This window comes from Novosphingobium sp. NBM11, from assembly GCF_015390225.1.
Lineage (GTDB): Bacteria > Pseudomonadota > Alphaproteobacteria > Sphingomonadales > Sphingomonadaceae > Novosphingobium.
Genome location: NZ_VUOG01000001.1, coordinates 4,122,180 through 4,142,983, shown reverse-complemented (window position 1 = coordinate 4,142,983; position 20,804 = coordinate 4,122,180). Strand labels below are relative to the sequence as shown.

Sequence of the window (20,804 nt, the reverse complement as noted above, 5' to 3'; positions counted from 1 at the left end):
CGCGATGGCCGCAATTTCCGGACTGATCCGCGTGATGGAACGTGCCGCCCGCAAGGCCGGCACGCGCCTGCGCCGTGACTTTGGCGAAGTCGAACATCTCCAGGTCAGCCGCAAGGGGCCGGCCGACTTCGTGTCCAAGGCGGATCAGGCCGCCGAACGGACGATCTGGGACGAACTGCGCCAGGCGCGGCCGGACTGGGGCTTCCTGATGGAGGAAGGCGGCGAGATCGCGGGCGAGCCCGGCAAGCCGCGCTTCATCGTCGACCCGCTCGACGGCACCAGCAACTTCCTCCACGGCATCCCGCATTTCGCGATCTCGATCGCGGTGCAGGAACCGACGCTGGACGGCAGGGGCTGGGGCGAAGTGACCGCCGGCATCGTCTATCAGCCCGTGACCGACGAGAGCTTCTGGGCCGAAAAGACCCGGGCGCATGGTTGCAGGACCGCCGCCTGCGCGTTTCGGCGCGCCGCCATCTGGACGAGGCGCTGATCGCCACCGGCGTTCCCTTCGCGGGCCGGGGCGACATGGGCGAATGGACCCGCATCTACCACGAGCTTGGCCCGCGCGTGGCCGGCATCCGTCGCTTCGGCGCGGCTTCGCTGGATCTCGCGTGGGTGGCCGCCGGCCGTTACGACGGGTTCTGGGAAAGCAGCCTGCAACCGTGGGACAGCGCGGCCGGATGCCTGCTGGTGCGCGAAGCCGGCGGTTTCGTTTCGGACTACAAGGGCCGTTCGCTGCCGATCTGCGACGAAACCGTCCTGGCCGGCAACGATGCGCTCCATTCCAAGCTGCACAAGCTGGTGGCTGGCGCGCTCAAGGCTCGCTGACCGGCGCGTCTAAATTTTGCACATTGGCTCTGGCTTGCCGGGGAACAGCGCCCTATAGGGCGCCTTCGTTCTCCGGCACGTACGGGTTTTCGTCGAACGCGCGGGCGTGGCGGAATGGTAGACGCAGCGGATTCAAAATCCGCCGTTGGTGACAACATGCCGGTTCGAGTCCGGCCGCCCGTACCACACTACTGAAAGCGAGGGAGCCTCAGCGCTCCCCCCTCAACACTCCCGACTCAACACTCCTCGCCGACAAGGCGCCGGCCGTTGCGCTTGACCGGCGGCGCGGTGCGCGCGGGTCGCTCGCCCAGGATGCGCAGCAGCGACAGGGCGATCCGCACTTCGGCGAAATCGTCACCGCGCCCTTCGGATACCATCGTCGCCTCGGTTTCGAAGCCGCCATCGCGCAAGTGCTGCGCCGCGGCCCAACGCGCGGTGTCGATCGTTGCTGCGTCCGTCATGATCCGTCCTGTCCTGTTGCCGTGTCAATGCTGAGGTCGATGTGGTGGCCGATGTGGGGTGTGGACCCGGCATTGCCACAAAGCATTTCTTCGGGGCCAGGAAAGGACGTTTGCACCGGCCCCGCCCGGCGATAGAGTGGCGCGATGACGTTCCGCTCCCTGCTGGCGCTCGGCGCTGCCGCTCTTTGTATCCCCGCCGCCGTTCAGGCTGCCGCACCCGATCTGCGCGCGGAAATCGCTGCCGATCTGCCGGGGCTGTTGCAGACCTACCGCGCCCTGCACGCGCATCCCGAACTCAGCTTCCAGGAAGTGAAGTCTGCCGCGCAACTGGCCGCCGCCGCGCGCAAGGCAGGGTTCGTGGTGACGGAGAACGTGGGCCGCACCGGCGTCGTCGCGGTACTGCGCAACGGCCCCGGCCCGACCGTGCTGGTCCGCGCCGACATGGACGGGCTGCCGGTGGTCGAACAGACCGGGCTGCCCTTCGCCTCGAAGGATCGTGGCACGTCCACCGCTGGCGTCGAAAGCGGGATCATGCATGCCTGCGGGCACGACACGCACATGACCGCGTGGATGGAAGTCGCCAAGCTGATGGCCGCGCACCGCGATGCGTGGTCGGGCACGCTGGTGATGATCGGGCAACCGGCGGAGGAAGTCGGCCTCGGCGCGCGCGCGATGCTGGCCGACGGCCTGTTCACCCGCTTTCCCAAGCCCGATTTCGCGCTGGCGTTCCACGATACTGGCGATCTGCCTTCGGGCGTGATCGGGGTGACGCCGGGCTATGCCCTCGCGAATGTCGACAGCGTGGACATCACGGTGAAGGGGCTCGGCGGGCACGGCGCCTATCCGCAGACCACGAAAGACCCGATCGTGCTGGCCAGCGCCATCGTCATGCGCCTGCAGACGCTGATCAGCCGCGAGAACAGCCCGTTCGAGCCGGGCGTGGTCACCGTCGGCAGCTTCCATGCCGGCGCCAAGCACAACATCATCCCCGACGAGGCGAGGCTCCAGCTCACCGTGCGCAGCTACAGCGACGAACAGCGCAAGCTGCTGCTCGACGGCATCCGCCGCATTGCGGCGGGCGAGGCCATGGCGTCGGGCGTGCCGCAGGACCGGATGCCGGTCGTCTCCGTGCTCGATCCCTATACCCGCGCCACGTTCAATCCGCCCGCGTTCAGCCAGCGGGTGTTGGCCGACATGAAGCGGCAGTTTGGCGATACGGGCGCGGTGCAGACGCCGCCGGTGATGGCGGGCGAGGATTTCGGCGAGTTCTGGCGCGCCGATCCTGACCGCATGGGCGCGACGATCTTCTGGGTCGGCGGCCGCCCGGCCAGCGAACTGGAAGCGGCGAAGCGCGAGGGGCGGGCGCTGCCATCGCTGCACAGTCCGTTCTGGGCGCCCGAGGCGGACAAGGTCATCGCCGCCGGCGCGGAAGCGCTGGCCAGCGAGGCGATGCGGCTGATGCCCAAGGGGTGACGGCGAGGAGCGTTGCGGCGATCACGCGGCTTGCGTTCCTGATACGTTCCCGTTAAGCGCAGGCCATGGCCAAACCCAAGCGCCGCTATGTCTGCCAGTCCTGCGGCAGTGTTTCTCCCCGCTGGCAGGGGCAGTGCGCCGATTGCGGCGAATGGAACACGCTGGTGGAGGAAGCGCCGGAAACGGTGTTTTCGGCGAGGCATGACCTGTCGAGCGGAGGGCGGCTGGTCTCGTTCGTCTCGCTCGATCAGCCGGTCAAGCTGCCGGAGCGGCGCAAGACCGGCCTTGCCGAATTCGACCGCGCGCTCGGTGGCGGGCTGGTACCGGGATCGGCGATCCTGATGGGCGGCGATCCGGGCATCGGCAAGTCCACGCTGCTGCTGCAGGCGGCGGCATCCATCGCGCTTGCCGGCGCGGACGCGATCTATATCAGCGGCGAGGAAGCGTCCGACCAGGTCCGCCTGCGCGCCGACCGGCTCGGCCTGGGCAATGCGCCGATCCGGCTCGCGTCCAATACCTCGGTGCGTGACATCCTGACGACGCTGGGCGGCATGAAGCCGCCGGCGCTGCTGGTGATCGATTCGATCCAGACGATGCATTCGGACCAGATCGAAGGCGCGCCAGGCACGGTCAGCCAGGTGCGCGGCTGTGCGTTCGAACTGATTCGCTATGCCAAGGAGAACGGCGTCGCGCTGGTGCTGGTGGGCCATGTCACCAAGGACGGTTCGATCGCCGGCCCGCGCGTGCTGGAACACATGGTCGACGTGGTGATGAGCTTCGAGGGCGAACGCAGCCACCAGTACCGCATCCTGCGCGCGCTGAAGAACCGCTTCGGCGCGGTGGACGAGATCGGTGTTTTCGCGATGGCGGGGGCAGGGCTGGAGGAGATCGGCAACCCCTCCATGCTGTTCCTGTCCGGCCGGGACGAACCGGTGCCGGGCAGTTCGGTGTTCCCCGCGCTGGAAGGTACGCGGCCGGTGCTGGTGGAGATCCAGGCGCTTACCGTGCGCCTCGCCAGCGGGGCCACGCCGCGCCGCGCGGTGGTGGGCTGGGATAGCGGACGGCTGGCGATGCTGCTGGCCGTGCTGGAAGCGCGCTGCGGGCTGAATTTCTCCGCAGCCGAAGTCTATCTCAACGTGGCGGGCGGCTATCGCCTGACCGATCCCGCCGCCGATCTCGCGGTGGCGGCGGCGCTGGTCTCGGCGCTGGCCGACCGGCCGCTGCCGGCGCAGGCGGCCTGGTTCGGCGAAATATCGCTGGCGGGCGAAGTCCGGCCCGTGGCGCACAGCTCCATCCGGCTCAAGGAAGCCGCGAAACTGGGCTTTTCCCGCGCCTATGGCCCTGATGGCAGCATCGAGAAGGTGGCCGGTCTCAGCTATGCGCCGTTGCGGTTGCTGCCAAATCTCGTTGACCGGATTGTGGGCGGCTCCTAATTTCACCGGGTAATGACCGGCTTCGACTATGTTGTATTCCTGATCGTCGCGGTCGGCGCGATCGGTGGATTCTTTCGCGGCTTCGTGGAGGAAATCCTCGCCGTGGCGGCGTGGTGCATCTCGCTGTTCGCGGTGCATTATCTGCACGAACCGCTCACGCAACTGCTGACGCCCTATCTGGAGAACGAGACCGGCGGCGGTGTGCTCGCCTTCGTGCTGCTGCTGATCGTGCCCTACGGGATCACCCGCTTCATCGCGCGCCGCATCGGAAGCGCCAGCCGCAATTCGGTGCTGGGGCCGATCGACCGGCTGCTCGGCTTCGGTTTCGGCGCGGTGAAGGGCTTCATCATCGTCGTTCTGGGCTTTTCGATTCTAGTCTTCGGCTATGACGTGGTGTGGGGCGTCAGCGGTCGGCCGATGTGGATTTCGCAGGCGCGCACCTATCCGTTCCTTAACGCGGCCAGCGAGGAACTGATGACGATGATCGCGGATCGCCGCGCGGCGGCGGAAGCGGACGCCAAGGCTGACGAGGCCGCCAAGGCAAAAAAGGACAAGGCGGCCGCGCACAAGAAAGCGGCCAAGAAGTCGGCTTCACGCCATCGGGCCGACACGTCCGCCGATAAGGAAGACTGAACCGTGGCCAGTTCCGCGCGCGCTCTCTACACGCCGGCCATGCTGGCGGCGGCGGCGGGGCTGGCCAACTGGCCGTGGGACGAAGCCTTGCCCTTGCGGGGTGAGGCGCGCTCGCGCAGCTGCGGCAGCACGATCGGGCTGGCGCTGCGGACGGATGCCGATGGCACGATCAACGGGCTGGGCCTGCGACCGCACGCCTGCGCGGTGGGACAGGCGGCGGCCTCCGTTTTCGCCGAAGCCGCGATCGGCCGCGATGCCGCTGCCATCGCGGCCGCGCGCGATGCGCTGGCAGCATGGCTGGCGGGCGATGGCGCGATGCCGGATTGGCCGGGTATCGACCTTATCGCCGTTGCCCGCGACTATCCGGCGCGCCATGGCGCGATCATGCTGGCCTGGGAAGCCGCGCTTTCCGCACTCGAACAGGCGGCTTGAACGGCTCTTTCCCGATCCCGCCGCGTTCGCTAGAGCGGGGCTATAAACGGGGAAGAGGACGGACAATGGCAGCAGCGGGCGCTGAACCAAGCGCGGCGGACATTCGGCTGGTTATCGCCGCGTCGTCGGCCGGCACCGTGTTCGAATGGTACGATTTTTTCATCTACGGCACGCTGGGCGCCATCCTGTCCAAGGCGTTCTTCCCGACCGGCAATGCCACGCTGGAAATGCTGCTGTTCTGGCTGGTCTTCGCGGTCGGCTTCGGGTTCCGGCCGCTGGGGGCGATCCTGTTCGGCTTTCTGGGCGACCGGCTGGGCCGCAAGTACACGTTCCTCGTTACCGTCACGCTGATGGGCATCGCCACGGCGGGCGTCGGCCTGATCCCGTCCGCTGCCACCATCGGCATGGCGGCACCGGTGCTGGTGATCCTGCTGCGCATCCTGCAGGGGCTGGCGCTGGGCGGCGAGTATGGCGGAGCGGCCGTCTACGTGGCGGAGCATTCCGAACCCGGCCGCCGCGGCTATTTCACCAGCTATATCCAGGCCAGCGTGGTGGGCGGTTTCGTGCTCAGCCTGATCGTGGTGCTGACCTGCAAGAGCCTGATGAGTGAGGCGGTGTGGAAGGACTGGGGCTGGCGCGTGCCGTTCCTGGTCAGCCTGGCACTGCTGGTGGTATCGCTGTGGATGCGCATGAAACTGTCGGAAAGCCCGGTGTTTCAGGCGATGAAGGAACAAGGCGAGATCGCCGGCAACCCCTTTGTCGAAAGCCTGACCTATCCCGGCAACAGGAAGCGCCTGTTCATCGCGCTGTTCGGCATCGCGGCCGGGCTGACGGTGATCTGGTACACCGCGATGTTCACCGGCCTTTCGTTCCTGAAATCGGCGATGCGCGTGGAAGATACCTTGGCCGAAATCGTGGTCGGCGTGGGCGCGGCGGTGGGTATGCTGTTCTACCTGTTGGCGGGCCACATCTCCGACAGGGTCGGCCGCAAGAAGCCGATCGTGATCGGCTATCTCGCCACGCTGCTGCTGCTGTTCCCGGCGTTCTGGCTGATGGGCGCCTCCGCCAATCCCGCGCTGGCTGAACAGGCACGCCGCGCCCCGGTCACGGTCGCTGGCCCGGATTGCAGCTTCAGCGCGTTTTCGACCGAACAGTCGACGCAGTGCGGAAAGCTGCTGGCCGATCTGGCGGGATCGGGCGTGCCCTATAGCCTGAAGACCGCGCCGGCGTTGACGCTGCGGGCGGGTGATCGCGTCCTGCAGCTCGATGCCTATCCCTGGACGGACAAGGCGGCGCGCGCCAAGGCCTTGCAGGCGATGCTGGCCGATGCCGGATATGATTTCACCAAGGTCCGCCCTGGCCCGGTGCAGATTGCGGGAATCATCGCCTCATTACTGCTGCTGATGGCTCTGTCCGGCTTCACCTACGGCCCTGTCGCCGCGCTGCTGACGGAGATGTTCCCGCCTCGCATCCGCTACAGCTCGATGTCGATCCCCTATCACATCGGCACGGGGTATTTCGGCGGCTTCCTGCCGTTCATATCGAGCCTGATCGTGGCCAAGACGGGCGATCCCTATTCGGGTCTGTGGTACACTTGGGTCGTGGTGGCGGTGGCTTTCCTCGTGGCGATGTGGGGGCTAAAGGGCGGTCCTCCACAAGCCTATGGTGACGATGCCGTCTGATCCCACCCATTTCGCTGTTCCGCCCGCCGCGCTTCGCCTGAGGTTGGATCTGGACGCACTCGCCCGCAACTGGCGGACGCTGGACGGTTGGTCGGGCAAGGCGGTCGCGGGCGCGGCGGTGAAGGCCGATGCCTATGGCATGGGGGCAACGTCAGTGGTGCCGGAACTGGCGCGCGCGGGGTGTCGCAACTGGTTCGTGGCGCACTGGAGCGAGGCGGCGGCACTGTTGCGGCATGTGCCGGCGGAGCAGATCGCCGTGCTGCATGGACCGCTGAACGATGCCGACGTGGCATTCGCGCTCGAAAGCGGCGTGCGGCCGGTGCTCAATTCGCTGGAGCAGGCCCGGCGCTGGTCCGCCGCCGGGGGCGGCGCGTGCCATGTCATGGTCGATACCGGCATCAACCGCCTGGGTCTGGCGATGGGCGATCTGGGCGATCCGGTGCTGCAGGCGCTGACCATCGATTGCTGCATCAGCCACCTGGCGTCGGCGGACGAGGACGTGCCCCAGAACGCGCAGCAATTGAACCGTTTCGAACAAGTGCGGCGGCAGGTATCGGCGCGGCGCTACAGCCTGGCCAACAGCGCGGGCATCATGCTGGGCGATGCCTATCACGCGGACCTGACGCGGCCTGGGCTGGCGCTCTATGGCGGGATCGCGCGCGCGGAAATGGCGGGGGCGATCCGCCAGGTCGCCTATCCCGAAGCGGCGGTGCTGCAGGTCCGCCGGATCGAGGCGGGCGAGGGCGTGGGATACAACGCCACCTTCATCGCGCCGCGCCCGATGCGCGCGGGCGTGATCGCGCTGGGCTATGCCGATGGCTATCTGCGCTGCTGGTCGGGCAAGGGCGGCCTTTCATGGCGGGGAATCCCCATCCCGGTGCTGGGGCGAATCTCGATGGACCTCACCATCGTCGCGCTGGACGATGCGCCCGGTTGCGGCGAGGGCGACTGGCTGACGGTCGATTATGACCCCGTTTCGGCGGCCGCGATCAGCGGATTGTCTCAATATGAACTCTTTACCCTGCTCGGGCGTCGCTTTTTCCGCCAAACCTGAGGCAAGTGGGCTTGTGCCCCCGTGTTGCGCCGCACATACTGCATCTGCTAATGACGCCGATAAACCATGAAGGGCGCACCACGATGGCCAACCAGTCCAAAGACGGCGATACCGTAATCATCAAGAAGTACGCCAACCGGCGGCTCTACAATACGCGGACGTCGAGCTACATCACGCTGGACCATCTCGCCCAGATGGTGAAGGAAAACATCGACTTCCAGGTGATCGACGCCAAGACCGGCGCGGACCTGACGCATTCGATCCTGGCGCAGATCATCATGGAAGAGGAATCGGCGGGCGAACAGATGTTGCCCACCAACTTCCTGCGGCAGTTGATCTCCATGTACGGCAATTCGATGCAGGCGCTGCTGCCTGGCTATCTCGAAGCGTCGATGGACTATTTCCGCGAAAACCAGAACAAGCTGCGCAAGGCGATCGAGGACAGCATCGGCGCCAACCCGCTGGCGCAACTGGCCCAGCGCAACATGGAAATCTTCAAGGCCGCAGCCGCCGCGTTTGTGCCGGGCGCCCCCGCGCGCGAAGCGGAAAAGCCCGCCGCCGGCGAAGGTGACGAACTGGCCGAACTGCGCAAGCAGATGGCCGAAATGCAGAAGAAGCTCGACCAGATCACGAAATAGCGGCGAGCGCGGGGCCGGTGCCGGTGCCGGTGGCGTGATCGCCGGGCCACGAACCGTGCGGAACCGCTGCAAACCGTCTTGCCCCTTTGTCGATTGCCGCTTAACCCGCGCGGCATGAACCAGCCCAAGATCAAGCACGCGCTGAACGTCACGCGCGACGAAGACTTTGCCCAGTGGTACCAGGCGGTGATCGCCGAGGCCGAGCTTGCCGAGGAATCGGGGGTGCGCGGCTGCATGGTGATCAAGCCGTGGGGCTATGGCATCTGGGAACGCATCCAGAAGATCATGGATGAACGCATCAAGGAAGCGGGCGTCGAGAACTGCTACTTCCCGCTGTTCATTCCGCTGTCCTACTTCGCCAAGGAAGCCGACCACGTCGAAGGCTTCGCCAAAGAGATGGCCGTGGTCACGCACCACCGCCTGATCGCGGACGGCAAGGGCGGACTGGTGCCCGACCCCGAAGCGAAGCTGGAAGAGCCGCTGGTGGTGCGCCCCACGTCGGAAACGGTGATCGGCGCGGCGATGGCGCGCTGGGTGCAATCGTGGCGCGACCTGCCTTTGCTGACCAACCAGTGGGCCAATGTCGTGCGCTGGGAAATGCGCACGCGCATGTTCCTGCGCACCAGCGAATTCCTGTGGCAGGAAGGGCATACCGCGCACGCGGACGAGGCCGACGCGATGCAGGAAACGCTGCGCGCGCTCGAAATGTACCGGTCGTTTGCCGAGGACGTGCTGGCGATGCCGGTCATCGCCGGCGCCAAGCCCGAGAACGAACGCTTCCCCGGCGCGGTCGCGACCTATTCGATCGAGGCGATGATGCAGGATGGCAAGGCGCTGCAGGCCGGCACCTCGCATTACCTCGGCACCGGCTTCGCCGAAGCGGCGGGCATCCGCTATCAGGACAAGGAAGGCCAGCAAACGCTGTGCCACACCACCAGCTGGGGCGTTTCCACCCGCATGATCGGCGGCGTGATCATGACCCATGGTGACGATGACGGCTTGCGCGTGCCGCCGCAGGTGGCGCCGCAGCAGATCGTGATCCTGCCGATGCTGCGCGACAACGAAGGCGACGAGGTGCTGCTCGCCTATTGCGAAGGCCTGCGCGCGGCGCTGGCGCGGCAATCGGCGTTCGGCGAGCGCGTGCGCGTCCTGCTCGACAAACGCCCCGGCAAGGCCACCGCCAAGCGCTGGGCCTGGGTCAAGAAGGGCGTGCCGCTGGTGCTCGAAATCGGCGGCCGCGATGCCGAAGGCGGCCAGGTCAGCGCGCTGCGCCGCGACCGGTTGTGGCGCGAGGATGGCAAGCCCAACTTCGTGGCACAGGCAAAGGACGATTTCGTCGCGACGGCGGTGGTCGAGCTTGAAGCCATCCAGCAAGGCCTGTTCGCCGAAGCGCAGGCGAAGCGCGATGCGCAGGTGGTGCGCGACGTGACCGATCTGGACGGGCTTGCCGCCTATTTCGCCGAAGATCGCAAGTTCCCCGGCTGGGTGGAAATGGGTTGGTCCCGCCCCACCGGCGCGGCGCTCGACAAGGTCGTGGAAACGCTGAAGGGGCTGAAGCTCACCATCCGCAACACGCCGATGGATGCCGCGCCGCCGGAAGGGCCGTGCCCGTTCACGGGCGAACCGGCGGTCGAGCGCATCCTGATCGCGCGGGCGTACTGATCCAGAAGGGCGGGCAACCTTCGGGTTCTCCGCCCTTTTTCCTGCCGGTGCTTGCGAGGAACAGGGGCGAACGGTTACCCTGCGCGGCATGAAGCGCCTTTCCATTATCGCCCCGCTCGCCCTCACCTGTTCCGCGCCGGCCATCGCGGCGCCCGAAGACGCCATTTCGCAAGCACGGCTTGAAGCGGACGTGGCGAAGCTGGTGGCCTTCGGCACGCGCCATACCCTGTCCCCCCAGACCGACCCGAAACGCGGGATCGGCGCGGCGCGGGCCTGGGCGGAAGCCGAATTCCGCAAGACGTCCAAGGCCTGCGGCAATTGCCTGGAGATCGTGCTCCCCGAACGCATGGTGCAGGGCGAACGCGTGCCGACACCGACGCGCCTGGTCGACGTTGTCGCTATCCAGCGTGGAACTGAACGCCCCAACGAGGTGGTGATCGTGCAGGGGCATATCGACAGCCGCGCGTCGGATGTCCTCAACGCCACGATCGATGCGCCCGGCGCCAACGACGATGGATCGGGCACCGCGCTGGTGCTGGAAGCCGCGCGCGTGCTGTCACGGCAGAAATTCCCTTCGACGATCGTCTATGCCGCCCTTTCCGGCGAGGAACAGGGGCTGCTGGGCGGCAAGCTGCTGGCCGATTACGCGGCAGAGCATGGCTGGACGATCAAGGCGGTGTTCAACAACGACATCGTCGGCGGATCGCGCGGGTCCGACGGGTGGAAGGACGATACGCATGTCCGCATCCTTTCAGAAGGGCCGCGCGCCGACAGCACCGATGCGCTCCGCGCGGCGCAGCGGCGCTTTGGGGGCGAGAACGACAGCCCTTCGCGCAACCTATCGCGCTGGCTGGCGGGGCTGGCCACCGGCGACGCCACGGGGCTGGAAGTCCGCCAGATCTGGCGCGCCGACCGCATGGGGCGTGGCGGGGACCAGTTGCCGTTTTCGGACAAGGGCTATCCCGCCGTGCGCTTCACCGTGGCGGTCGAGGATTACGAGCACCAGCACCAGGATCTGCGCACCGAGAACGGGGTGAAGTTCGGCGATACCATCGACGAGATGGACTTCCCCTATCTGGCCAAGGTCGTCCGCCTCAACGTGCGTGGGCTGGCGGCGCTGGCCGCCGCGCCGATGCCGCCCGTGGCGACGGTCAAGGCGGCGGTTTCGACCTGGACCGACATCGCGTGGAAGCCGGTGGACGGCGCGGCCAGCTACACGGTCTGGCGGCGGCGCACGGACGCGCCGGCATGGCAGGAGAAAGTCCGCGAAGGCGTGACCGGCACCAGCGTGCGGTTCGATGGCGTGCGCGGAGACGACTGGTTCTTCGGGGTCAGCGCGAAAGCGGCCGACGGCAGCGAAAGCCCGATTGCTTCCGCCCTGCCCGGGGGTGGGTTCGTTCCGGTCGCATCCGCGCTCCCCTGATGGTAGCGTCAATGCCGATCCATTGGCGCTGGACGCGCTTGCGCCGCCGCGGCAAAAAATGATGCGTCTGGTAGTGAAGGTGGGGTCGAGGGATGCTTGGGGCGGTTCGGCACGGCTTGGTCCATATTTTCGATCCCCGGGGTCGCGATGCGCGCCAGACGTTCTGGTATTACGTGCTATTCGTGGTCTTGCTGCGCGTTGCGGGCGGCATAGCCGTTTCAATTCCGCTCACGGTGAACCTGATGCGCGCAGGGTTTCGGGCCGCCCAACGCAACGATGGCGAGGCCGTGGTCCAGGCGCAGATGATGCATCAGATGACGGGCATGATGCAGACCATGGCCGGTGTAGGGATCGTCATCGGCGTGGTTACGATCGTGCTGCTGGCTGCCAGTCTGGCCCGGCGGCTGCACGACAGCGGCCTTTCGGGATGGCTCGTGCTGGTGCCCGGTCTGTCCTACGCTGTGGCGCTGGCGATGCTGCCCGTACAGATGGATCGCGCGATCGAGGTGATGGAGCGAATTCAGGCGCCGGGATCGGCCGCCAACGGTCCCATGACGATGATGCAGGGACAAGGGCCGATAGCTTTGCTCGGCTGGGTGCCGGTACTGTTCGTGGTGATCTTTGGGGTTCTGAAATCGACAGACGGACCCAATCGCTACGGAGACGAGCCCACGCGCTTCTAGGTTGCATTCGGGGTATGTCCGATCGCGATTAGGGCGATTTAGGCCACGTTCGCCTTGAGTTGCGGGCGGCAAAGCGCCACATGGCGTTGATGCCTTCAGCCAAAACGCTTCGACCAGAGCCTGGCCTGCCCACGCGCCAGCAGGTTCTCGACTTCATCGCCCGGTCCGACGAGCCCGCCGGCAAGCGCGAGATCGCGCGCGCGTTCGGACTGAAGGGGCAGGAGAAGATCGCGCTCAAGGCGTTGCTCAAGGACATGGCCGAGGAAGGCCTGATAGACGGCAACCGCACCGCGTTTCACCGCATGGGCGGCGTGCCGCGCGTGACCGTGCTGCGCGTGGTGGATATCGATGATGGCGAGGCGATCGCCATTCCAGACAGCTGGCATCCCGATGATGGCGCGCCGCCGCCGCGCGTGCGGCTGGTGGAGCAGCGCGGCAAGCAGCGGCAGCAGGCGTTGCGCGTGGGCGACCGGGTGCTGGCGCGGACCGAGGAAGCCGGGAAGGGCTGGATCGCCCATCCGATGAAGAAGCTGCCCGCCCAGACCGACCAGATGCTGGGCGTGATCGAGATCGATGGCGCGGGCAAGGGATGGCTTGCCCCGGTGGACAAGCGCGTGCGCAACGCGGCGCCGATCAGCGATCTGGGCCAGGCGGAAGCCGGCCACCTGGTGCTGGCGGAACCCGCCGGGCGTTCGCCCCGCTCGGGCCTGAAAGTGACGACGGTGCTGGGCGATCCGCTGGCCCCGCGCGCGTTCAGCCTGATCGCGATCCACAAGCACGGCATTCCGTTCTCGTTCAGCGAAAAGGCCATCGAGGAAGCGAAGCTCGCGGCAGCCCTGCCGCTGAGCGAGGAGCATCGCGAGGATCTGCGCCACCTGCCGATCGTCGCCATCGACCCCGTCGACGCACGCGATCATGACGACGCCATCTGGGCGGAGCCGGACGGCGAGGGCGGCTTCCGCGCGCTGGTCGCCATCGCCGACGTCAGCTTCTACGTCCGCCCCGGTGGCGCGGTGGACCGGGACGCGCGCAAGCGGGGCAACTCGGTCTATTTTCCCGACCGCGTCGTGCCGATGCTGCCCGAAGTGCTGAGCGCGGATGTCTGCTCGCTCAAGGCCGGCGCGGACCGCGCGGCGATGGCGTGCCACATGACCATCGATGCCCAGGGGCGCGTGACGTCATGGCGCTTCACCCGCGCGCGGGTGCGGATCGCCGAAGTGATCGCCTACGAGGAAGCGCAGCGCCGGATCGACGCCAGCGAAGCAGCGCCGCACCTGGCGCACCTGTGGGAGGCCTGGCGTCTGCTGGAAAAGGCGCGGAAGGATCGCGATCCGCTGGAACTCGATCTGCCCGAACGGCGCGTGCTGCTCGACGAACAGGGGCGAATCGCCGAAGTGGCTCTGCGCGAACGGCTCGACGCGCATCGCGTGGTCGAGGATTTCATGGTCGCCGCCAATGTCGCCGCGGCCAAGGCGCTGGAGGCGAAAGTCGCGCCGGTGGTCTATCGCATCCACGAACCGCCCACGCGCGAGAAGCTACTTGCGCTGAAGGACTACCTCGCCACGTTCGATCGCAAGCTGGCGCTGGGGCAGGTTATCACGCCATCGCTGTTCAACCGGATGCTGAAGGACGTGACCGACGAGGCGGAAAAGGCGCTGGTCATGGAAGCGGTGCTGCGCAGCCAGACGCAGGCCTACTATGGGCCGCGCAACGCCGGCCACTTTGGCCTGTCGCTGGGCAGCTACGCCCATTTCACCTCGCCCATCCGCCGCTATTCGGACCTGCTGGTCCACCGCGCGCTGGTCGATGCCTATGATCTGGAGCAGCCGCGCCCGCAGGACCATGACTTGCCGCCGACGAGTGGCCTTGCCGACCGCGACCGCAACGATCTGGCCCGCGTGAGCGAAGCGATCAGCGCCAGCGAACGGCGGGCGATGGAAGCCGAGCGCGAAACGATCGACCGCTATGTGGCGGCATGGCTGGCCGGTCGGGTGGGCGAAGTGTTCGATACGCGCATCACCGGCGTCCAGAAGTTCGGCCTGTTCGCCACGATCATCGGGCTGGGCGGCGACGGGCTGGTGCCCGTTTCCGTGCTGGGCGCCGAACGCTTCGTCTATGACGAAAAGGCGCAAGTGCTGGAAGGCGAAAGCAGCGGCGAACAGTTTGCGATGGGCATGATGCTCAAGCTGCGACTGGCCGAGGCCAACCCGCTGACCGGCGCGCTGAAGTTCGAACCGGTCGACGTGGCCGAAGGCGTCAGCCGCATCGAGCGCCGCGGCGGCAAGCTTCCGGGCAAGCCGAAGCCCAAGGGCAAGTTCATGACCGGAAAGCGTGGGCGGCCGTCCAACATCCGCCATCAGGGCAAGCGCAAGTAGGCGATCATCGTCGTTCGCGGATGATCCTGGGATCACTCACTTCGCTGTGAGCCATGGCGACGGCGCACTGTCATTCCCGCGAAGGGGCAAAGGCTTGATCGAAAGCAACCTTTCAACGCGGTACTCGCTTCCCCAGCCAGACATGTGACCGAATCCGACGGGTATCAAGTAGCCGATCCCAAATAAAGCTACCTTTTTACTACCTATGAAGCGGATCTTATACGGAGCGGGCGGCCAAATTCGCACTTTACCTGTATGAGGGTTAAAGCTGTGCTGCATTATGCGATCGTAGTTTTCTCCACGTCCCTTATCGTAGAGGTAGTCGATCCATGAGCCGTCATGGCAACTTTGGTCCTCAACATCCTCTGGTTGAGCATTCTCGAAAAATTCAGAGCATTCGAAAGCGACACTCCAGATGCCTTCGATTGTTCTCGTTCTCTCGACGTAGGAAAGTATGCATGTCCAAGCGACAGCAAGAGCGCATAATCCTAGGCGGCGTGGACAAATTTGAGCCAGTATCTGGCGGTGGCGAGATGGACCATGCCGAGGAAGCTGTTGGCAAGCTGGTCGTAGCGGGTGGCGATGGCGCGGTTGATTTTGAGATGGCCGAACATGCGCTCGATGCGGTTGCGCTGCTTGTAGAGCGTTCGATCATGCTCGATCTTGACGCGGCGGTTTGACCGGCCGGGGATGACGGCAGCAATCTTCCGCTCGGCAAGATCCGCACGAATGGCATCAGCGTCATACCCCTTGTCCGCCAACAAAGCGTCGGGCGTGCACTCGGGCAGATCGATCAAAGCATCATACGCCTTGCAGTCCGCTGCCTCGCCACCTGTTAGGTGGAAGGCAACTGGTCGTCCGAGGGCATCAGCCAAGCAGTGAAGCTTACTGGTGAACCCGCCCCGCGAGCGGCCAAGAGCGCGTCGATGAGTCCCCCTTTTCCGCCCGCTGCCGAAACGTGGGCGCGGACTGTTGTGCTATCGATGCTGTAGTGGCCGCTGTCAGCCATGATTTCGGCGAGCGTAACCGCAACGGTCTCCCAAACACCAGCCTCACTCCAGCGTCGAAACCGCCGATAGATCGTGTTCCAACTGCCGTATTTCGGTGGTACATCGCGCCACGGTGCGCCGCAACGGAGCCGCCAGAGTATGCCGTTGACGACAGAACGGTTCTGCTCCGGCCGCCTGCCTCGACCGCGATTTTCAGGCTCGATTGGCAACAAGCCCTTCAAAATTCGCCATTCTGCTTCGGTGAGATCGCCCCGGCTCAAATCTGCCTCCAAAAAGCAGGCTTGAATCAACGACTGGCCATCGCGTCAATCGCGTTCCCAAACACCATGCAGAAATCGGTGTTTTTACGGCCACCTCGCGATAGATTACGCCGCATGAGGAAAGTGACCCGACGGGATTGGCTTGCGCTATCTGCTCCGGCCGTTGTCAGTATTCTGGTGGCCTATTTTCATGGTCATCAGAAGGGATGGGGTGCTGGTATAGCTACCGGAGCAATCATGTTTTCGTTCGCCGTTTGGATATGGCGGCGACAAATCATCAAATATCCCGAAGACACTTGGAAAGCTCGCCTCTAGGCAATTTGTCCACGCCGCCTAAAAAAATCTTCGCAACTTTCATTGCTTTAACTTAACGCTTTGGAGTGAAAGCGGCAACCCATCGCAGGCCGTTATCATCGCTAAACTTCCGCAACTGGGCGACAACCGTCGAGACTTCTCCCTCCTCCGCCGTCATGCCAGCGTAGGCTGGCATCTCTGGCCTCAGGCATCCGGCATGAGATCCCGGCCTTCGCCGGGATGATGGGATTCCTTCGCCAGGGTGACGGGATTTTGATTTTGGGCAACGGGCTTCGAGCATGTCCGGACAGTCCGCTCCTAGCTCAGCGCGTCGATCGCCTCGTCGTCCATGCCGCCGGGCACGATCATCAGCGGGCAGGGCAGTTGCCCGGCGTGGGTACTGAAATGGGTAATCATCGGGCCGGGCGCGCCGTCGGCCGCGGCGCCCAGCACCAGCGCCGAAACCTCGGGATGTTCGCGCAGGTAATCGCGCACGACGTCCGGGCCGTTGCCCTGGCGCACCGAGATGATCGGCGTCAGTCCGGATTCGCTGGCCACGCTGCCGGCCGCGGTAGTGACCAGCACTTCGGCGCGATCCTTGGCCTCTTCCTCGATGGTCGCCTGTACGCCGGCGAAAGCAACGAATTCCTGCTTCGGAACGAGTGCGAGGATGTGAACGGTGCCATCGGTGCGAACGGCGCGTCGGGCGGCGAAACGCAGCGCTTGCCGCGCCTCGTCCGTTTCGTCCATAATGACCAGGTAGACACGCTGCTGAAGCATGGCCTTTTCCTTCCCGGACCTCTCTACCGGCAAATTCGTATGCAGGGCAAGCCTCAAGCCACTTGACCCGCAAGGCAAGGCCGTTGAAATGGCGACAAGAGGTGAGGCAGCCTGAAATAACCTATTTGGTTGCTTTTTGTTCAAATCAATAACCAAGGATGGAAACTGCGCCATGCCCATAGCCATCAAGATGCCCGCGCTTTCGCCGACGATGGAAGAAGGCACGCTTTCCAAGTGGCTGGTGAAGGTGGGCGACACGGTTTCGTCCGGCGACATCATGGCCGAAATCGAGACCGACAAGGCCACGATGGAGTTCGAGGCGGTCGATGAAGGCGTGATCGTTTCCATCGACGTTGCCGAAGGCAGCGAAGGCGTGAAGGTCGGCACGGTGATCGCCACGCTCGCGGGCGAGGACGAAGGCGCCAGCGCACCCGCGCCCAAGGCCACCCCGGCTCCCGCGCCAGCCACCACGCCGACCCCTGCTGCGACACCCGCGCCTTCGCCGGCTCCCGCTCCCGTGGCTGCCGCCGCGCCCGCGCCCAAGGGAGACCGCGTCGTGGCCAGCCCGCTCGCCAAGCGCATCGCCGCCGACAAGGGCATCGATCTGGCCGGCGTGAAGGGCACCGGCCCCAATGGCCGGATCGTCAAGGCCGATGTTGCGGGCGCGCAGCCTGCGACCGCGCCTGTTGTGGCTTCGGCCCCGGCCGCCACGCCGGCAGCAGCCCCGACGCCCGCGACGGCTCCCGCCGCCGCCAGCGTTCCGGACTTCGGCATTCCCTACGAAGCGCAGAAGCTCAACAACGTCCGCAAGACGATTGCGCGCCGCCTGACCGAAGCCAAGCAGACCATCCCGCACATCTACCTGACCGTCGACATCCAGCTCGACGCGCTGCTCAAGCTGCGCGGCCAGCTGAACAAGGCGCTGGAAGCGCAGGGCGTGAAGCTCTCGGTCAACGACCTCATCATCAAGGCGCTGGCCAAGGCGCTGCTGCAAGTGCCCAAGTGCAACGTCAGCTTCGCTGGCGACGAACTGCGCAGCTTCAGCCGTGCTGACATCTCGGTGGCCGTGGCCGCGCCTTCGGGCCTGATCACGCCGATCATCGTCGATGCCGGCACCAAGTCGATCTCCACGATCGCCACCGAGATGAAGGAACTGGCGAACAAGGCGCGCGAAGGCAAGCTGCAGCCGCATGAGTATCAGGGCGGCACGGCTTCGCTTTCGAACCTCGGCATGTTCGGCATCAAGCAGTTCGATGCGGTGATCAACCCGCCGCAGGGCATGATCATGGCGGTCGGCGCGGGCGAGCAGCGGCCCTATGTGGTCGATGGCGCGCTGTCGATCGCCACCGTGATGAGCGCCACCGGCAGCTTTGACCATCGCGCAATCGATGGCGCGGATGGGGCCGAACTGATGCAGGCGTTCAAAGCGCTGATCGAAAACCCGCTCGGCCTGGTCGCCTGACCCCGCCGTGTCGGACGTCGACAACCCGCCGCTGCCCGGTTCGGAGCCGGCGATCCGCATCACGGCGATGCCGGCGGACGCCAATCCGGCCGGGGACATCTTCGGCGGGTGGCTGATGGCGCAGATGGACATGGCGGCGGGAATCGTCGCCACCCGGCATTCGATGGGGCGCGCGGCGACGATCGCGGTGGAAGGCATGAAGTTCCACCACCCCGTTCACATCGGGGATGAAGTGACGGTCTATGCAGATCTCGCCTCGGTGGGCCGCACGTCGATGGTGATCGACGTGGAAGCCTGGCGGCGGCCGCGCACAGGGAACGAGCGGCAGCGCGTGACGCAGGCGCGGTTCATCTTCGTGGCCATCGACGAGAGCCGGCAGCCGCGCGCGGTGCCGCCGATTCCCGTGGGAGAGAACGCGCATGGCTGAGGAACTGGTCATCCGCGTGACCGCGATGCCAACCGACCTCAATCCCTATGGCGGGGTGTTCGGAGGCTGGCTGATGAGCCAGCTTGCGCTGGGCGCCGGCTCGCTCGCCTCGCGCCGGGGCAAGGGCAAGGCCGTGGTGGTCGCCGCTACCGACTTTACCTTTCCGGGCGTGATGGCGGTGGGCGACGAACTGACCGTCCATGCCGAAATCGTTGCGCGGGGGCGCACCTCTCTGACGATCGTCGCGCGGGGGGAAGGGCGCGAACGCAATGGCGAAGGCGTGACCGAGGTCGCGCGCGGGCAATTCAAATTCGTGCTGCTGGCCGATGATGGCCGGCCGCGCGCCATCGATACAGTGGAGTGAACATGGCTGAACAGTATGACCTGATCGTCCTCGGATCCGGCCCCGGCGGCTATGTCGCGGCGATCCGCGCCGCGCAACTCGGCCTCAAGACCGCGATTGTCGAGCGCGAACTGCTCGGCGGCATATGCCTGAACTGGGGTTGCATCCCCACCAAGGCGCTGCTGCGCTCGGCCGAAGTGTACAACCACATGAAGCACGCCAAGGCCTATGGCCTGGCTGCGGACAACATCCGCGCCGACATCGAAGCGGTGGTCGCGCGTTCGCGCGGGGTGGCCAAGCAGCTGAACCAGGGCGTCACGCACCTGATGAAGAAGAACAAGATCACCGTCCACATGGGCACCGGCGTGCTGAAGGCGCCCGGCACGCTGGAAGTGACCGGTGACAAGGGCGTGGAGACGCTGACCGCGAACCATATCATTGTCGCCACCGGTGCGCGGGCGCGCGACCTGCCGTTCGCCAAGGCCGATGGCAACCGCGTGTGGACCTATCGCCACGCGATGACGCCGAAGGAACAGCCGAGCAAGCTGCTGGTCATCGGATCGGGCGCGATCGGCATCGAATTCGCCAGCTTCTACAATGATATGGGCACGGAAGTGACGGTCGTCGAGATGATGGACCGGGTCGTGCCGGTGGAAGACGCCGACGTTTCCGCCTTCCTCGAAAAGGCGCTGGTCAAGCAGGGCATGACGATCCTGACCGGGGCGGGCGTCGAAAGCCTCGACGTGAGTGCCAGTGGCGTGAAGGCGAAGATCAAGGGCAAGGACGGCAAGGTGGTCGAAAGCCAGTTCAGCCACGTCATCGTCGCGGTGGGCATCGTGCCCAATACCGAGAACATCGGCCTGGAAACGCTGGGCGTGAAGGCCGAACGCGGGATCATCCAGATCGATGGCCATGGCCGCACCAACGTGAAGGGCGTGTGGGCGATCGGCGATGTCACCCCCGGCCCGTGGCTGGCGCACAAGGCCAGCCATGAAGGCGTGATCGCGGCGGAAGCCATCGCGCAGGAACTGGGCAACAAGGATGTGCATCCGCACGCCATGGATCGCGGCAACATTCCGGGCTGCACCTATTGCCACCCGCAGATCGCCAGCGTCGGCCTGACCGAAGCGAAGGCGAAGGAAGCGGGCTACACGCTCAAGGTCGGCACGTTCCCGTTCATCGGCAACGGCAAGGCGATCGCGTTGGGCGAACCGGAAGGCTTCGTGAAGACGGTGTTCGACGCCAAGACCGGCGAACTGCTGGGCGCGCACATGATCGGCGCGGAAGTGACCGAGATGATCCAGGGCTACGTCGTCGGCAAGACGCTGGAAACGACCGAAGCCGAACTGATCAACACCGTGTTCCCGCATCCGACGATCTCGGAATCGATGCACGAAAGCGTGCTCGCCGCCTACGGGCGCGCGCTGCATATCTGATCCTGACCACTCCGG

General features: G+C 65.7%; 18 protein-coding genes, 1 tRNA gene and 1 pseudogene. 17 read left to right on the top strand and 3 right to left on the bottom strand.

Going from position 1 to position 20,804, the window contains the following annotated elements; all coding sequences use genetic code 11:
* Window positions 1–4: 4 nt before the first annotated feature.
* Together F1640_RS20060 and F1640_RS20055 are read left to right on the top strand one after the other, a co-directional pair.
* A pseudogene (locus tag F1640_RS20060) lies at window positions 5–828 on the top strand (inositol monophosphatase family protein).
* Window positions 829–928: 100 nt separating this feature from the next.
* Window positions 929–1,014 (top strand) — tRNA-Leu (locus tag F1640_RS20055).
* Window positions 1,015–1,064: 50 nt separating this feature from the next.
* On the opposite strand, the gene F1640_RS20050 is transcribed toward F1640_RS20055, so the two are convergent.
* A complete protein-coding gene (locus F1640_RS20050) occupies window positions 1,065–1,289 on the bottom strand; it encodes a hypothetical protein (protein ID WP_194920984.1) in 225 nt (74 codons plus the stop codon).
* Between the two features lie 144 nt (window positions 1,290–1,433).
* Between F1640_RS20050 and F1640_RS20045 the strand changes: the two genes are divergently transcribed.
* From F1640_RS20045 to F1640_RS19995, 11 genes are all read left to right on the top strand, one after another.
* Entirely contained in the window at window positions 1,434–2,762 is a 1,329-nt protein-coding gene (locus F1640_RS20045) for an amidohydrolase (protein ID WP_194920983.1), read from the top strand.
* 65 nt (window positions 2,763–2,827) lie between these two features.
* Entirely contained in the window at window positions 2,828–4,195 is a 1,368-nt protein-coding gene (radA, locus tag F1640_RS20040; RefSeq protein ID WP_194920982.1) for a DNA repair protein RadA, read from the top strand.
* Window positions 4,196–4,207: 12 nt separating this feature from the next.
* A complete protein-coding gene (locus F1640_RS20035) occupies window positions 4,208–4,828 on the top strand; it encodes a CvpA family protein (RefSeq protein WP_125955641.1) in 621 nt (206 codons plus the stop codon).
* 3 nt (window positions 4,829–4,831) lie between these two features.
* Entirely contained in the window at window positions 4,832–5,260 is a 429-nt protein-coding gene (locus F1640_RS20030) for an iron-sulfur cluster assembly scaffold protein (protein WP_309229309.1), read from the top strand.
* A gap of 65 nt (window positions 5,261–5,325) precedes the next feature.
* Window positions 5,326–6,942: an MFS transporter gene (locus F1640_RS20025; RefSeq protein WP_194920981.1), complete on the top strand. Its 1,617-nt coding sequence runs from the start codon at window positions 5,326–5,328 to the stop codon at window positions 6,940–6,942.
* Entirely contained in the window at window positions 6,932–7,996 is a 1,065-nt protein-coding gene (locus tag F1640_RS20020) for an alanine racemase (protein WP_194920980.1), read from the top strand. The genes F1640_RS20025 and F1640_RS20020 overlap by 11 nt, the downstream gene beginning before the upstream one ends.
* Window positions 7,997–8,079: 83 nt before the next feature.
* Entirely contained in the window at window positions 8,080–8,634 is a 555-nt protein-coding gene (gene phaR / locus F1640_RS20015; RefSeq protein WP_125955835.1) for a polyhydroxyalkanoate synthesis repressor PhaR, read from the top strand.
* A gap of 114 nt (window positions 8,635–8,748) precedes the next feature.
* Window positions 8,749–10,296, top strand: a complete 1,548-nt coding sequence (gene proS, locus F1640_RS20010; protein ID WP_194920979.1) for a proline--tRNA ligase — start codon at window positions 8,749–8,751, stop codon at window positions 10,294–10,296.
* Between the two features lie 88 nt (window positions 10,297–10,384).
* A complete protein-coding gene (locus tag F1640_RS20005) occupies window positions 10,385–11,719 on the top strand; it encodes a M20/M25/M40 family metallo-hydrolase (protein WP_194920978.1) in 1,335 nt (444 codons plus the stop codon).
* A gap of 116 nt (window positions 11,720–11,835) precedes the next feature.
* Window positions 11,836–12,402 carry a DUF805 domain-containing protein gene (locus tag F1640_RS20000; protein WP_194920977.1) on the top strand — a complete coding sequence of 189 codons (567 nt, stop codon included), beginning with the start codon at window positions 11,836–11,838 and terminating at the stop codon, window positions 12,400–12,402.
* Window positions 12,403–12,491: 89 nt separating this feature from the next.
* On the top strand, window positions 12,492–14,777 hold the full coding sequence (locus F1640_RS19995) for a ribonuclease R family protein (RefSeq protein WP_194920976.1): 2,286 nt from the start codon (window positions 12,492–12,494) through the stop codon (window positions 14,775–14,777).
* A gap of 488 nt (window positions 14,778–15,265) precedes the next feature.
* On the opposite strand, the gene F1640_RS19990 is transcribed toward F1640_RS19995, so the two are convergent.
* A protein-coding gene (locus F1640_RS19990; RefSeq protein ID WP_202804794.1) for an IS5 family transposase occupies window positions 15,266–16,047 on the bottom strand; the annotation gives its coding sequence in 2 pieces (ribosomal slippage) (window positions 15,266–15,723 and window positions 15,723–16,047; 783 coding nt in all).
* Between the two features lie 612 nt (window positions 16,048–16,659).
* A complete protein-coding gene (locus F1640_RS19985) occupies window positions 16,660–17,121 on the bottom strand; it encodes a universal stress protein (RefSeq protein WP_124807354.1) in 462 nt (153 codons plus the stop codon).
* Window positions 17,122–17,293: 172 nt separating this feature from the next.
* Here F1640_RS19985 and F1640_RS19980 point away from each other — a divergent pair, with 172 nt between their 5' ends.
* The 4 genes from F1640_RS19980 to lpdA all read left to right on the top strand — a co-directional run bounded on the left by F1640_RS19980 (window position 17,294) and on the right by lpdA (window position 20,789).
* Entirely contained in the window at window positions 17,294–18,583 is a 1,290-nt protein-coding gene (locus F1640_RS19980) for a pyruvate dehydrogenase complex dihydrolipoamide acetyltransferase (protein ID WP_194920974.1), read from the top strand.
* A gap of 67 nt (window positions 18,584–18,650) precedes the next feature.
* Window positions 18,651–19,010 carry an acyl-CoA thioesterase gene (locus tag F1640_RS19975; protein WP_124807651.1) on the top strand — a complete coding sequence of 120 codons (360 nt, stop codon included), beginning with the start codon at window positions 18,651–18,653 and terminating at the stop codon, window positions 19,008–19,010.
* Window positions 19,003–19,374, top strand: coding sequence for an acyl-CoA thioesterase (locus F1640_RS19970; protein WP_194920973.1), 372 nt, complete (start codon window positions 19,003–19,005; stop codon window positions 19,372–19,374). The genes F1640_RS19975 and F1640_RS19970 overlap by 8 nt, the downstream gene beginning before the upstream one ends.
* 2 nt (window positions 19,375–19,376) lie before the next feature.
* Window positions 19,377–20,789: a dihydrolipoyl dehydrogenase gene (gene lpdA, locus F1640_RS19965; protein ID WP_194920971.1), complete on the top strand. Its 1,413-nt coding sequence runs from the start codon at window positions 19,377–19,379 to the stop codon at window positions 20,787–20,789.
* Window positions 20,790–20,804: the final 15 nt, after the last annotated feature.

What these genes read in the sequence shown, in the direction of transcription:
- F1640_RS20005 (WP_194920978.1), top strand. Translation starts at nt 10,385, where the DNA reads ATGAAGCGCCTTTCCATTATCGCCCCGCTCGCCCTCACCTGTTCCGCG.
- F1640_RS20025 (WP_194920981.1), top strand. Translation starts at nt 5,326, where the DNA reads ATGGCAGCAGCGGGCGCTGAACCAAGCGCGGCGGACATTCGGCTGGTT.
- F1640_RS20035 (WP_125955641.1), top strand. Translation starts at nt 4,208, where the DNA reads ATGACCGGCTTCGACTATGTTGTATTCCTGATCGTCGCGGTCGGCGCG.
- phaR (WP_125955835.1), top strand. Translation starts at nt 8,080, where the DNA reads ATGGCCAACCAGTCCAAAGACGGCGATACCGTAATCATCAAGAAGTAC.
- F1640_RS19975 (WP_124807651.1), top strand. Translation starts at nt 18,651, where the DNA reads ATGCCGGCGGACGCCAATCCGGCCGGGGACATCTTCGGCGGGTGGCTG.
- F1640_RS19985 (WP_124807354.1), bottom strand. Translation starts at nt 17,121, where the DNA reads ATGCTTCAGCAGCGTGTCTACCTGGTCATTATGGACGAAACGGACGAG.
- radA (WP_194920982.1), top strand. Translation starts at nt 2,828, where the DNA reads ATGGCCAAACCCAAGCGCCGCTATGTCTGCCAGTCCTGCGGCAGTGTT.
- lpdA (WP_194920971.1), top strand. Translation starts at nt 19,377, where the DNA reads ATGGCTGAACAGTATGACCTGATCGTCCTCGGATCCGGCCCCGGCGGC.
- F1640_RS20045 (WP_194920983.1), top strand. Translation starts at nt 1,434, where the DNA reads ATGACGTTCCGCTCCCTGCTGGCGCTCGGCGCTGCCGCTCTTTGTATC.
- F1640_RS20050 (WP_194920984.1), bottom strand. Translation starts at nt 1,289, where the DNA reads ATGACGGACGCAGCAACGATCGACACCGCGCGTTGGGCCGCGGCGCAG.
- F1640_RS20020 (WP_194920980.1), top strand. Translation starts at nt 6,932, where the DNA reads ATGCCGTCTGATCCCACCCATTTCGCTGTTCCGCCCGCCGCGCTTCGC.
- F1640_RS19980 (WP_194920974.1), top strand. Translation starts at nt 17,294, where the DNA reads ATGCCCATAGCCATCAAGATGCCCGCGCTTTCGCCGACGATGGAAGAA.
- F1640_RS19970 (WP_194920973.1), top strand. Translation starts at nt 19,003, where the DNA reads ATGGCTGAGGAACTGGTCATCCGCGTGACCGCGATGCCAACCGACCTC.
- F1640_RS19995 (WP_194920976.1), top strand. Translation starts at nt 12,492, where the DNA reads ATGCCTTCAGCCAAAACGCTTCGACCAGAGCCTGGCCTGCCCACGCGC.
- proS (WP_194920979.1), top strand. Translation starts at nt 8,749, where the DNA reads ATGAACCAGCCCAAGATCAAGCACGCGCTGAACGTCACGCGCGACGAA.